The sequence below is a fragment of the Dorea sp. OM07-5 genome (assembly GCF_003481355.1).
GTDB lineage: Bacteria > Bacillota > Clostridia > Lachnospirales > Lachnospiraceae > Dorea_D > Dorea_D hominis.
Genome location: NZ_QUKZ01000006.1, coordinates 1 through 12,832 on the forward strand (window position 1 = coordinate 1; position 12,832 = coordinate 12,832).

Annotated in this window: 11 protein-coding genes; 10 read left to right on the forward strand and 1 reads right to left on the reverse strand. The window is 43.1% G+C overall.

Annotation, left to right across the window (positions count from 1 at the left end):
* The first annotated feature begins 476 nt into the window (after positions 1-476).
* The 8 genes from DXC04_RS06995 (at position 477) to DXC04_RS07030 (ending at position 9,355) form a co-directional block, all read left to right on the forward strand.
* Positions 477-1,421, forward strand: coding sequence for a sugar-binding transcriptional regulator (locus DXC04_RS06995; protein ID WP_118660582.1), 945 nt, complete (start codon positions 477-479; stop codon positions 1,419-1,421).
* Between the two features lie 6 nt (positions 1,422-1,427).
* The gene (locus DXC04_RS07000) at positions 1,428-2,957 is read left to right on the forward strand and encodes an FGGY-family carbohydrate kinase (protein WP_021860143.1); all 1,530 of its coding nucleotides are present in this window, start codon (positions 1,428-1,430) and stop codon (positions 2,955-2,957) included.
* A 4-nt stretch (positions 2,958-2,961) separates the two neighbouring features.
* Positions 2,962-3,999, forward strand: a complete 1,038-nt coding sequence (locus DXC04_RS07005; protein ID WP_021860144.1) for a 2-hydroxyacid dehydrogenase — start codon at positions 2,962-2,964, stop codon at positions 3,997-3,999.
* Positions 4,000-4,085: 86 nt separating this feature from the next.
* Entirely contained in the window at positions 4,086-4,739 is a 654-nt protein-coding gene (locus DXC04_RS07010; protein WP_021860145.1) for a class II aldolase/adducin family protein, read from the forward strand.
* A gap of 86 nt (positions 4,740-4,825) precedes the next feature.
* On the forward strand, positions 4,826-5,878 hold the full coding sequence (locus DXC04_RS07015) for a 2-hydroxyacid dehydrogenase (RefSeq protein ID WP_117537758.1): 1,053 nt from the start codon (positions 4,826-4,828) through the stop codon (positions 5,876-5,878).
* A gap of 16 nt (positions 5,879-5,894) precedes the next feature.
* Positions 5,895-7,400 (forward strand): xylulokinase, encoded by a 1,506-nt coding sequence (locus tag DXC04_RS07020; RefSeq protein ID WP_118660584.1) that lies wholly within the window; start codon positions 5,895-5,897, stop codon positions 7,398-7,400.
* A gap of 85 nt (positions 7,401-7,485) precedes the next feature.
* Positions 7,486-8,127, forward strand: a complete 642-nt coding sequence (locus DXC04_RS07025) for an HAD family hydrolase (protein ID WP_118660586.1) — start codon at positions 7,486-7,488, stop codon at positions 8,125-8,127.
* A 142-nt stretch (positions 8,128-8,269) separates the two neighbouring features.
* The gene (locus DXC04_RS07030) at positions 8,270-9,355 is read left to right on the forward strand and encodes a M24 family metallopeptidase (RefSeq protein ID WP_118660588.1); all 1,086 of its coding nucleotides are present in this window, start codon (positions 8,270-8,272) and stop codon (positions 9,353-9,355) included.
* A 117-nt stretch (positions 9,356-9,472) separates the two neighbouring features.
* On the opposite strand, the gene DXC04_RS07035 is transcribed toward DXC04_RS07030, so the two are convergent.
* Positions 9,473-10,258 (reverse strand): Cof-type HAD-IIB family hydrolase, encoded by a 786-nt coding sequence (locus DXC04_RS07035; RefSeq protein ID WP_118288342.1) that lies wholly within the window; start codon positions 10,256-10,258, stop codon positions 9,473-9,475.
* A 90-nt stretch (positions 10,259-10,348) separates the two neighbouring features.
* Between DXC04_RS07035 and rpiB the strand changes: the two genes are divergently transcribed.
* On the forward strand, positions 10,349-10,795 hold the full coding sequence (rpiB, locus tag DXC04_RS07040) for a ribose 5-phosphate isomerase B (protein ID WP_021860151.1): 447 nt from the start codon (positions 10,349-10,351) through the stop codon (positions 10,793-10,795).
* 146 nt (positions 10,796-10,941) lie between these two features.
* Positions 10,942-12,708 (forward strand): dihydroxyacetone kinase subunit DhaL, encoded by a 1,767-nt coding sequence (gene dhaL / locus DXC04_RS07045; RefSeq protein WP_118660590.1) that lies wholly within the window; start codon positions 10,942-10,944, stop codon positions 12,706-12,708.
* Positions 12,709-12,832: the final 124 nt, after the last annotated feature.

The following is a 12,832-nucleotide window of genomic DNA, read 5'->3' on the forward strand; positions in this document are numbered from 1 at the left end:
TCCTCAGCGCAATGGCGGACGGAATCAGCGAACTATTATAAGATGCCAGGGGCACAAGTCTGAAACCATGGTGTGCTTGCATGTGAGAGGTTTTATGACTTAGTGCTCCGCCCCGAATATGGGCATAAAAGTGGATCGTAAGCTTCACGATATGCGAATGTAGGGCAGAATTGTGGGAGTACGAAGTACGAAACAATTTGTATGGCATTTTTAGACCTAAACAGCATAAGGAACTATCATACATCGGAAAGACAGTTCTGAGATAGCTTAAAAGAAGCCGGGAGATAGAGAGCAAGACTCATCTTCCGGCTTCTTTTAGAATTGTGAAAAAAGTGTCATGAAAAGCTTGAAAAATGGCGTATTTAAGGCAAAAAAGTGCCATCTTATATGTCCGAGAACTATTGACAAAAGCATAAAAAATGCTATACTAAATACAAATGTAATATAAAATTACAAATGTAACCAAGGAGAGATATATGAGAGAAGATGTATATATAAAGATTGCATATTGGTATTACACCCTGGGAATGACACAAGATGAGATTGCAAAACGTCTTTCCTTCACAAGACAGAAAGTGAATCAGATCATCAATTCGCTGATGGATCTTGGAATTGTAAATATCAGTATCCAAGGCTACGAAAGAGATAATATTGAGTTGGAGTGTAAGCTGGAAGAAGCCTATACTTTAAAACAGGTGATTGTAGCCAGTGATTATGGCGAGAGAGATACAGCAATATATAAAGTAGCAAACGTAGCGGCCCAGTATATGGAGGATAAAATTCAGCAGGGAGACACAGTAGGAGTTTCCTGGGGACACACACTGGCAGAGGTTGTAGATCAGATGGTTTATCACAAGAGAAGCGAATGCCGGGTTGTACAGCTTATGGGAGCGCAGAATATAGAACAGAAGGTTGAAAAGTCTGATGAGATCGCACGAAATCTTGCGAACAAGCTGGACTGTGCAAGTTATATGTTATATGCGCCGGTGGTTGTAGAGCATGAAGATACAAAGAAGATGCTGATGCAGGAGAGAAGTATCAAAGCTTCTTTTGAGTTAATGAAGAAGTGCAATATAGCGGTACTTGGAGTTGGTGAATTAACAGAGCAGTCTACGATGTGCACAAGAGGACATATTACAAAGGAAGATATACAGATGCTCCGTGCAGAGGGATTTATTGGAGATATTGCAATGAATCCAATCAGAGAAGACGGATCCTGGGATAATTGTCCATTGTCAGATCGTTTGCTGAGTGCCAATGTAGAATGCCTGAAGGGAATTCCAAATGTAATTCTTGTAGCATGTGGTGCCAAGAAAGTGCAGGCAATCAAAGCAGCTCTTCGTACGAATTGTATAGATACATTGATTACAGATGAAACGACGGCAAGAGAGATTCTTGAGATCGTAAAAGAAGAGGAGTGATAAAGCATGGATTATATTATGGGAATTGATGTCGGAACGTCAAATGTCAAGGCAGTCCTGTTCGATGAGAAAGGTACAGAGATACAGGTTGCAAGCCGTGTGAGCGAGACGATCAACGACGGTGGGAACAATGAAGAACAGGATATGACAATCGTATGGGAAAAAGTCAAAGCCTGCATTACAGAACTGATGGATTCAAAAGTAGTTGCAGCAGAAGATATCAAAGGCATCGGAGTTACCGGACAGGGAGAAGGATGCTGGCTGATCGACAAAGAAGGAAAGCCATTGCAGAATGCAATTCTCTGGTGTGACGGACGTGCAGTTGCAGAAGTACATAAGATCACGGAAGAACATCCTGAGATCGGTAAACTTTATCACCGGACAACCGGAACCCCGCCGCTTCTTGGCAATCAGATGATGCTTCTGCGGTGGATGAAGTCTCATCGCAAAGATGTGCTGGATAAGGGGTATAAGATATTATTCTGTAAAGACTGGATCCGTTATAATCTGACCGGCAAGATCGGAACAGAGATCACCGACAGTTTCACTTCCCTGATCGATGCACAGACCGGTAAGATTGCAGAAGATCTGATGAAAGAATTAGATATTTTTGAATATCGTGATTACCTTCCGGATCCGGTGGATTCAGATGAAGTAGTCGGAACAATCCTTAACAGCGTGGCAGAAGAGACCGGACTTGCCAAAGGTACACCGGTCGTTGCCGGAGCACTGGATACATCAGCAACAGCAATCGGACTTGGTGCGATCCATGAGAAAGATGCCTGCGTCATCCTCGGCACAACATGTGCCAGTGAGATGGTTATGCGCAAGGAAGACTGCGATTTTGGAGCAGAGAATTCCAGATACGAAAAACATCCGATCAAAGAATTGTATGTAGAATTACAGCCGACACTGAACGGCACACCAAACATTGACTGGATGCTTCAGAATATTTCAAATACAAAAGATTTCACTGAGATTGATAAAATGGTAGAAAGCGTGCCGGTAGGCTGCGGCGGAGTCGTTTATCATCCGTACATCAGCGTGGCGGGAGAGAGAGCTCCGTTTTATCATCCATATGCAAGAGCAAGCTTCTTCGGAATCAGCCAGGTTACAACGAGAGAACAACTGATCCGGGCAGTATATGAAGGCTTAAGTCTTTCTATCCGCGACTGTCTGCAGAATGTAGATAAACATGCGACTTTATATCTTGCCGGTGGCGGAGCAAAGAGTCCGGTATGGGCACAGATGATTGCAGATGTAATGGGAATGAAAGTTATGATCCCTGCAGGAAAAGAACTTGGTGCAAAAGGTGTTGCGCTGATCGCAGGTGTGAAACTTGGAATATACAGGTCTTATGAGGAGGCGGTAGAGAAAGCTTGTGTATTTAAACAGACATACGAACCGAATCTGAAACGTACAGAAAAATACGATCTGTTATATGAACTTTTCAGACAGGTACGGATTCACAATCAACAGATCTGGGACTACAGACACCAGATGAATAAGAAAATTCAGGCAATCAAGGAGGATTAGAGAAATGAAAATATTTTTTACCGCAGAGTACAATGAAGAAGAATTAAAGCCATTATATGAGATGGGCGATGTCGTGCTGGACGGATGGGCACTCGGACTTCCGAAGATGGAAGAGGACGAGCTTGTAAAGAAGACAAAAGATGCAGACATTATCATCACAAGTTATGATGATATTACAAGAAGAGTTATCGAAGGTGCACCGAATCTGAAACTGATCGCATGCACAAGAGCAACGCCGGTAAATGTTGATATGGCAGCTGCAAAAGAAAGAGGAATCCCGGTTCTGTATACACCTGGAAGAAACTCAGATTCCACAGCAGAGATGACAATCGGTCTGATGCTTTCTATCGCAAGAAAGATTCCGATGGCATACAAAGCATTAAAAGAAGGAAAATATACCGGCAACCCGGATGCACATAAGACAACAAAAGAAGGACTGAAAGCAGACGTTATCTGGGATATGAAGATGGATGCACCTTACATGGTATTTAAAGGTACGCAGTTAAAAGGTAAATCTCTTGGTATCCTCGGATACGGAAGTATCGGAAGACGTGTAGGTCATATCGCAAGAGCATTTGGCATGCAGCTTCTGATCTACGATCCATATCAGGGAGAAGTTGACATTGAGGAAATCGGTATCCGCAAAGTCAATACAGTAGAAGAACTGATGAAAGAGTCTGATTTCATTACATGCCATATGAAAGTTACACCGGAGACAACCGGAATCATTAGTAAAGAAAGAATCGCACTGATGAAACCAACTGCATATTTCATCAACGCTTCCAGAGGAGCGATCTTGGATGAAGAAGCACTCATCGAAGCACTTCGTGAGAAGAGAATCGCGGGAGCAGCATTTGACGTATATGCAAGTGAGCCGATCGCAAGCAACCATCCATATGTAACAGAGCTGGATAACGTTGTAATTACACCGCATATTGCAGGAGCAACAAATGACGTACTTGTAAATCATACAAAACAGATTGTATCTGACGTTCGAAGATTCCTGAACGGCGAACATTTATTATATCAGTACAGATACTAAGAAGAACTTTAAGGTGCCTGCATGGGCAGGCATCTTAAAAATAAAATGAAAAAGAAGGATCTTAAAGGGTTAAGGAGGAAATGAAAATGAACAGAGACAAAGTGACAGTAGCACAGATTGAAGTATGTGAAACAGCTAAGAAAATGTACCACAGCGGACTGGTAGCAGGAACATGGGGAAATATTTCCGCTCGTGTAGATGATGAATATATGGTAATCACACCTTCAGGAATGGATTATGATCGCTTATGTCCGGAAGATATGGTTCTTGTAAATATGAACACTCTGGAATATGAAGGAAGATTAAAACCATCTGTAGAAACACCGATCCACGCAGCTATTTTCAAAGACAGACCGGAAATGAACGGTATCGTACATACACATTCTAATTACGCACTGGTAATGGCTACAGCAAGAAAACCAATTCCTCCGATCTGCGATGACCAGGTACAGATTCTTGGTGGAGATGTCCGTGTTGCAGACTACACAATGCCAGGATCACAGGAGATGGCTAAGACAGTTGTAGAAGCTTTAAAAGATCGTACAGGAGCTCTTATCGCTAACCATGGAGAGATTACAATCGGAAGAAACCTTTCCGAAGCATTAACAGGATCGCAGGTTCTGGAAAAAGCAGCTATGGTATATATCAATGTACAGTCTATCGGTGGACCGGTACAGATCTCCGATGAAGATATTGCATTCTTCCATGATTTCTTCCTTCACAAATACGGACAGAAATAAGCTGTTTACAGGCATGATAACCGGGGGCTTTAAAGCTCCCGGCGCTATTTAAGCAGAGATGGATGTAAAAAAAGGAGATATGACCAATGAAAACATTAATTACAGCAAGATTTGATAAAAACTACACAGATATGCTGGAAACAATCACTACAGATTATGAGTTCGCAGGATATGGTGTAACCGGAATTAAGATGCCGGTACCGGAGATGAAAGAGAAAATTAAAGACGTGGAACTTCTGATCTCCGAATTTGAAGATATTACAAAAGAAGTTATTGATGCAGCAGAAAAATTAAAGATTATCGTATGCTGCCGTAACGAAGCATTTGCAAGTATTGATATCGAAGCTGCTACAGCAAAAGGAATTCCGGTATTAAGAGCCGGTGGAAGAAATGCAATTGCTGTTGCTGAGCACACGATCGCACTTCTGATGTGTGTATCCAAGAACATGAGTTTAACAGATCATCTGTTAAAATATACAGACCAGCTTACAAATGTACAGTATCACGACAACGGTGGAAAGCGTGCTGAGACAATGTCTGAGTGGTCCATGGATCCGGATGCACCTTTCGCATTATATGGCGGCGGACCGGAGATGTATGGCAAGACATTTGGACAGATCGGTTTCGGTATGATCGGTCGAGAAGTTGCAAAGAGAGCACATGCACTTGGCATGAACCTGATCATTTATGATCCATATGTATCACAGGAGCAGATGGATTATCTGGATGCCAAGAAAGTAGATTTGGATACAGTTATGAAAGAAGCTGATTTCATCAGTGTAAACTGTAATGTTGTTCCGGAGACAGTCGGACTGATCAGCAGAGAGAAGATCGCACTTATGAAACCTACAGCCTACTTTGTAAATACAGCACGTGCGAAAGTTCTGGACTATGACGCATTATACGATGCATTAAAAGAAAAAAAGATTGCCGGAGCAGGTCTGGATGTATATCCGGTTGAACCTATTCCGGCAGGAGATAAGATCCTATCTCTGAGAAATGTTGTTCTGACACCGCATCTTGCAGGATCAGCAAGAGATATTGTTGGACATCAGACAGAAATCGTGCTTACGGATGTTAAGAAAATTCTGGCACATGAGCAGCCGAAATTCATCTGCAATCCGGAGGTATTGAAGTAGAGGGGAGGCGTTCAAGGTGAAATATTCCATTGGAATTGATATAGGAACGACTACGGTAAAATGTATTCTCTTTGGCGAGGGTGTACAGGTCGTAGCAGAAGCTGGAAGAGAGTACAAGACACTGCTTCCGAAGGCATCATGGGCACAACAGAATCCGGAAGACTGGTGGAAGGGCGTCGCAGAGTCCATAAGGTCTATTCTCACCGAGAGCAGGATTGCCCCAGAAGATATTAAAGTAATCTCTGTCAGCAGTCAGGCACCGGCAGTTCTTCCTATGACAAAAGAAGGCGAGCCGCTGCACGATGCGTTGATCTGGATGGATCGGAGAAGCACCAAAGAATTAGAAATATTAGAAGAGAAGATCGGTACGAAGAAGGTGTATGAAATCACCGGCAACCGTCTGGACACGTATTTTACGCTGACAGAGCTTATGTGGTTTTTACGTAACCATCCGGATATGATGAAGAAATGTCATAAGATTCTTCAGGTGAATGGTTATATCAATTATAAACTGACAGAAGTATTTTCCATTGATGCGACACATGCATCATTGACACAGCTTTACGATGTGCATAACAACTGTTGGAGCGAAGAATTATTTGAAGCGATTGGCGGAGATACGAAGATCATGCCGGATATTTATGACTGTATGGATGTCATTGGACATGTATCAAAGAAAGCAGCAGAAGAGACCGGACTTTCTACGAAGACGGTTGTTTTAGGTGGTGCAGTAGATGCATCGGCAGCAGCCCTGGAAGTAGGCGTTTACGGAGATGGAAGCATTGCAGAGATGACAGGAACAAGTTCTGTTGTCATGTTTGGATTTGACGGACTTGTGACATGTAATGAGCTTTCTTATCTTCGTGGTGTGAAAGAGAACACAACCATTTTATTCGGTGCTATGAATACAGCCGGCGGTTCACTGAAGTGGTTTCGCGATGCGTTGTACGGCGGCGAGACACCGCAAAATGACGCTTATCCGAGAATAAATAAAGAAATCGAAGCCGGTGCAAAAAATCCGACAGGACTTATTTTCCTCCCTTATATGGCAGGAGAGCGTGCACCAATCTGGGATCCGAATGCAAGAGGAACTTTTATGGGGCTGAATATGAATACAACCCGTGCGGAAATGTTACGTGCGGTTATGGAAGGCACCAGTTTTGCACTGCAGGATAATCTGGATCAGGCGGTCAAGACAGGAATCCCAATTCGCGATTTCATCTGCTGCGGTGGTTGTAGCAAGAGTGATATCTGGCTGAAGATCAAGGCATCTGTCATCGGCCAGGAGATCAAGATACCGTCAGTAAATCTTGGAGCACCGGGTGGACTCGGCTACATGAATGCAGCATTTATGGGCGAGTACAAGACACCGGAAGACGCATCAAGGGCGGCATTACAGATTAAGAAAATTGTAGAGCCGGTGGAAGAATGGATACCGATATATAAAGAGTTATATCAGATCTATCTGGATTCTTATCAAAGTTTGAAATCGCAGTTTGCGGCACTTGCACAGATCAAATAAAAAATGTAAAATAATAAGCGACACAGTTCTAAAAAATGTGCAGGAAACAATGATAATAAGAAGGATGGAGACTGAGGATAGAATTATGGGGAAACAAGATGCAAGATTAATCATTTTTGATATGGATGGAGTGATCTTAGACAGCGAGCCACTGCATGAGAATGCAAGGCAGATGATGTTTAAGAAATATGGGATCATTCCGGATGAGAAGATGCCGGAAGCCGTGGGTAAATCATCCAGCGGATTCTGGCGGAAGGTAATCGAGATTTATCAGATTGAGGGAGAGCCTTACGCACTGGAAAAAGAGCAGTATCACCTGGTGGCAAAGCAAATCGAAGAGAATGATGTAAAGCCATCGGACGGGCTGGTAGAATTGATAATGGATGCGAAGGAAAAAGGAATGGGAATTGCGCTTGCTTCCTCATCTACCCGTATTCTTGTAGATGATTCGCTCAGGCTTCTGGGAATTGCAGAGCAGTTTGATGTGACGGTTTCCGGAGATGAGATACCGAAGAAGAAACCGGCACCGGATGTATATCTGAAAGTGCTTGAACTTACCGGAGTGAATGCAGAAGAAGCTGTGGCAGTAGAAGATTCCCGTGCGGGAATCGAAGCTGCGAAGGCAGCAGGCATTTTCTGCTACGGATATGACAATCCGACTTCCGGAATGCAGGATATATCGAAAGCAGATCAGCAGATTAAGAGTATACGGGAAATAAAAGTATAATAAAAAGAAGATGATACAAAAAATCGTCTGACAAATTTGACTTTTGTTATGGAAAAGCATATAATGTAATCAAAATTAAATCGGTAGTGTTTCACTGCCGATTTAAAATGTCTATAAATAAATAGAAAGGCTGGGACAGACAATGGATCAGGGAAAAGTAACAAGAGTATTAAAATCAATGGAGGAGCATGATGTACCACAGATGATCGTATCCGATCCGGTTGCGATTTTTTATCTGACAGGTAGATGGATCTTCCCGGGAGAGAGACTTTTAGCACTGTATCTGAATGTGAATGGAAATCATAAGTTTGTAATCAACAAACTGTTTCCACAGGAAGGAGATCTCGGAGTAGATATCATTTATTATGATGATATTGAGGACGGAGTAGAGATCTTAAGCAAATATGTAGAGAAAGACAAGACCATGGGTATTGACAAGACATGGCCATCCAAATTCTTAATCCGTCTGCAGGAACTTGGCGGAGGAAGCAAATTTGTCAATGGTTCTCCGATCATCGATTATATCCGTATGATCAAAGATGAAAAAGAGCAGGATTTAATGAGAAAATCTTCTAAGATCAACGATGTTGCTATGGAGAAGATCATTCCTTGGGTATCAAAAGGTCTGACAGAGAAAGAACTGAACGCTAAGATGCGTGAGATCTACAAAGAATTAGGATGTGAGGATGTATCTTTTGATCCGATCACAGCTTATGGACACGGAGCAGCAGATCCACATCATGTAACAGATGATTCCAAAGGAAAACGCGGAGATTGCGTAATCCTTGATATCGGTGGATTCAAAGACAACTATGCATCTGATATGACAAGAACTGTCTTCATCGGAGAAGTTTCCGATCGTGCAAAAGAGATCTATGATATCGTAGTAGAAGCTAACAGACGTGGTATCGAAGCTGCAAAACCGGGCGCAAGAATGTGCGACGTTGATCTTGCTGCAAGAAATTACATCGAGGAGAAAGGCTTCGGAGAGTACTTCACACACAGAACAGGTCATTCTATCGGACTGGAAGACCACGAGTTTGGTGATGTATCTTCTGTAAATACAGATATCATCCAGGTTGGACAGTGCTTCTCAGTTGAACCGGGAATCTATCTTCCGGATGAGAACATCGGTGTTCGTATCGAAGACCTTGTAATCATCACAGAAGACGGATGCGAAGTTCTGAATGACTTCACAAAAGATCTGATCATTGTTCCGGAAGAGTAAGAAGAACTCTTAGGACAAGTTATTGAGAGCGGTATAATTTATACATAAGAAAGAGCATCGTTTCATAGCTGATTTGTATCGGTTATGGGGCGGTGCTTTTTTGTTGTAAAGTAGTCTTTATAATTCAGCAAGCACTTTCTTCAGTACTTCCTGCACGGAATCTGTCATGTGATTCGCATAAGCTTCAACGCCCGGCGCGCATCCGGAAAGTGCATAACTGTCGCCTGCCATCTGAAGCATTTCGATATCGTTAAACTGATCGCCGAAAGCAATTCCTTCAGACATATCAAATCCAAGATAATGTACCAGTTTTTCAAGAGCAGTTCCTTTATTAATATCCGGTGCGACAAAATCAATCCACTCGTTCCCGGAAGTGACGATCTTAATCTCATCACCAAATTCCTTGCGGAAGAAAGGCTCAATTGCGGAAGTTCCTTTGCCGGAGAAATCACACATGGCAAGCTTTAAAAACGGTTCTTTTATGTCAGCTAAATTATCCACAACCGCCATATCATACTGGACAACGTCAGTCATATGTTTTATGTAAAATGGATCTTTGGAATCGGTATAACAGCAGCTTTCGCAGGAAAGCTGGCAGTTGCATGCCGGATATCCTTTGGCATATTCGGTGATGCGAAGGACAAGATCACGGTCAAGAGAGCCTTTGGTGACGGCTTTGTGCTGATCCATGACGAGGGCACCATTTTCCGAAACATAAGAAATCATATCCTGCACAGGACCAAACATACGGTACATATTGATATACTGTCTGCCGCTGGCGGCAATGAAATGAATTCCGACTTCGGTGAGCCGGCGGATAAGTTCTAAAGTTTCATTATCCGGTTTCTGCGCCCCGTTTTGAAGTAATGTTCCATCCAGATCGCTGGCGATGTATTTTATCATAAAGTGTATTCTCCTTTTCGTATCTTGCTAATTAAATCCGTAACTATTATAATATAAAAAGAAATTAAATGAAAGAAGAGGATAGATACTATGAAAATTGGAATTGGTAACGATCATGCAGCATTAGAGATGAAGAATCAGGTAATGGAGTATTTGGAAGAGAAAGGATATGAAGTTATCAATTATGGGACCAACACACCGGAGAGCTGTAACTATCCGGAATTTGGTGAGAAAGTCGGACGTGCAGTTGTATCCGGCGAAGTAGACTGCGGAATTCTGATCTGCGGAACAGGAGTTGGAATCTCGCTGGCTGCCAACAAAGTAAAAGGCGTAAGAGCAGTTGTATGCTCAGAACCGTATTCTGCAAAACTGTCCAAACAGCACAACAATACAAATATTTTAGCGTTTGGTGCACGTGTTGTGGGCATTGAGCTTGCAAAGATGATCATTGATGAATGGCTTGGCGCTGAGTTTGAAGGTGGAAGACACCAGACTCGTGTCGATATGATTATGGCGATTGAGAATAAAGATAACTAAGAAATGGTCTGTTAAAGATGCCTGTAAGGGCATCTTTTAACTTTAAATCTATAATGACGTGACAATCATAATAGAGGCAGCAGCCAGAAGAGAGCAGCAGCGGCAGATATTTAGATATAAATAATGACAGAAGAGGTGACAGCAGGATGCGGAAGATTATAAATAATCCGGAACACGTTGTAGATGAGATGATGGAAGGCTATATCAGCGCTTACAGTAGATATTATGTTAAACATCCGGATGTGAACGGTGTGATTTTAAAACAGAGAAGAAAAGACAAAGTGGCACTGGTGATCGGTGGAGGAAGCGGACATGAACCGATGTTTTCCGGCTTTGTCGGAAAAGGCCTTGCAGATGCAGCGGCGTGCGGCAATATATTTGCATCCCCCGATCCGAACACGATTTACCAGACAGCGAAGGCAGTCGAGCAGGGAAAAGGTGTTCTTTTTGTGTATGGCTGCTATGCGGGAGATAATCTGAATTTTGATATGGGCGAAGAGTTTTTAAATGACGATGGAATCCAGACAGCACATGTGCGCGTGTGGGATGATGTAGCATCCGCACCGCAGGAGCGTATCGAGGACCGACGTGGAATCGCAGGAGATGTATTTGTTGTGAAGATCGCAGGAGCGGCATGTGATGCAGGACTGGAATTAGAAGAAGTTGTCAGAGTTACGGAGAAGGCAAGAGATAATACAAGAACGATTGGTGTTGCAACTGCACCTGCACAGCTTCCGGGAGTGGAACAGCCGATATTTACGTTGGGCGAAGGCGAGATTGAATACGGCATGGGACTGCACGGCGAGCGCGGTGTGCTGCGCACTACGTGGGAAGATGCAGATGTTCTTGCCGAGAAGATGTATAAGCAAATTCTGGACGATTCGGATTTGAAAACGGGCGATGAAGTGTGTGTACTTGTAAACGGTCTCGGTTCTACAACGATCACAGAACTTGCAATTGCTTTCCGCAAAGTGAAAAAGCTTCTGGATGCAGATGGAATCAAAGTTTACGATACAGATTTGAACAATTATTGTACCAGTCAGGAAATGGGTGGATTTTCCATTACTTTATTTAAACTGGATGAAGAACTGAAGAAATACTACGATATGCCATGTTACTGTCCGTATTACGCGAAGGGAGAGCTTACGGGAAATACCGGTGAAGCGGCCGGTGGCCAGACGGAAGATGTACAGATTAAGTCAGAACCGGAATTTGATGTAAATGACGTGGAAGCGGCAGAGATTGTAAGAAGCAAAGCCGGAATTCTGGAAGAACTGAATGCGGCTGATGCAAGAAATATGCTTTTATATATTGCCGATAAGATCATTGCAAAGAAACCATATCTGACAGAAGTAGACAGTGCCATTGGTGATGGAGACCATGGAATCGGTATGGCGGGCGGCATGCAGAAAGTTAAGAAAAAACTCTCCCACATGGAGAATGAAGAGAATGTCTATGCACTCTTCGAGGCGGCAGGAAAGGCAATGCTCCTGTCAATGGGCGGCGCATCCGGTGTTATTTTCGGAAGCTTGTATCTTGCCGGTGCCAAAGGCATGGAAGCGAAGAAGGCTATCGGTGCAGAAGAACTGGCGTATATGGAAAAGAAAAGCCTTGCAGTAATCCAGGAGAGAGGCAAAGCGAAAGTCGGTGATAAGACGATGGTGGATGCACTTGCTCCGGCAGTAGAGGCAATGGAAGCAAACAGTGAAAAGAGCCTGGCCGAGATGCTGCGCGCAGCGGAGGCAGCCGCAAAAGCAGGTGTCGAGAACACGAAGAAATATCAGGCAGCATTTGGACGCGCCAAATCACTGATGGAACGTGCCATCGGATACCAGGATGCAGGAGCAACGTCTGTGTGGCTGATCATTCAGGGAATGCGTGAATTTGTAGAGAATATCTGTGAAGAGAAGTAAAAAGCAGTGTGGATAAATTACAAAATTCAAAGTCTGTATTGTGGATAAAAACTAATAGGGAAATAACAGCAGAAGCCCCGTTTCACACATACCGGTGAAACGGAGCTTCTTTTGGAATTGAAAA

Coding starts and splice junctions, on each gene's coding strand:
- DXC04_RS06995 (WP_118660582.1), top strand. CDS start 477: ATGAGAGAAGATGTATATATAAAGATTGCATATTGGTATTACACCCTG.
- DXC04_RS07000 (WP_021860143.1), top strand. CDS start 1,428: ATGGATTATATTATGGGAATTGATGTCGGAACGTCAAATGTCAAGGCA.
- DXC04_RS07005 (WP_021860144.1), top strand. CDS start 2,962: ATGAAAATATTTTTTACCGCAGAGTACAATGAAGAAGAATTAAAGCCA.
- DXC04_RS07010 (WP_021860145.1), top strand. CDS start 4,086: ATGAACAGAGACAAAGTGACAGTAGCACAGATTGAAGTATGTGAAACA.
- DXC04_RS07015 (WP_117537758.1), top strand. CDS start 4,826: ATGAAAACATTAATTACAGCAAGATTTGATAAAAACTACACAGATATG.
- DXC04_RS07025 (WP_118660586.1), top strand. CDS start 7,486: ATGGGGAAACAAGATGCAAGATTAATCATTTTTGATATGGATGGAGTG.
- DXC04_RS07030 (WP_118660588.1), top strand. CDS start 8,270: ATGGATCAGGGAAAAGTAACAAGAGTATTAAAATCAATGGAGGAGCAT.
- DXC04_RS07035 (WP_118288342.1), bottom strand. CDS start 10,258: ATGATAAAATACATCGCCAGCGATCTGGATGGAACATTACTTCAAAAC.
- rpiB (WP_021860151.1), top strand. CDS start 10,349: ATGAAAATTGGAATTGGTAACGATCATGCAGCATTAGAGATGAAGAAT.
- dhaL (WP_118660590.1), top strand. CDS start 10,942: ATGCGGAAGATTATAAATAATCCGGAACACGTTGTAGATGAGATGATG.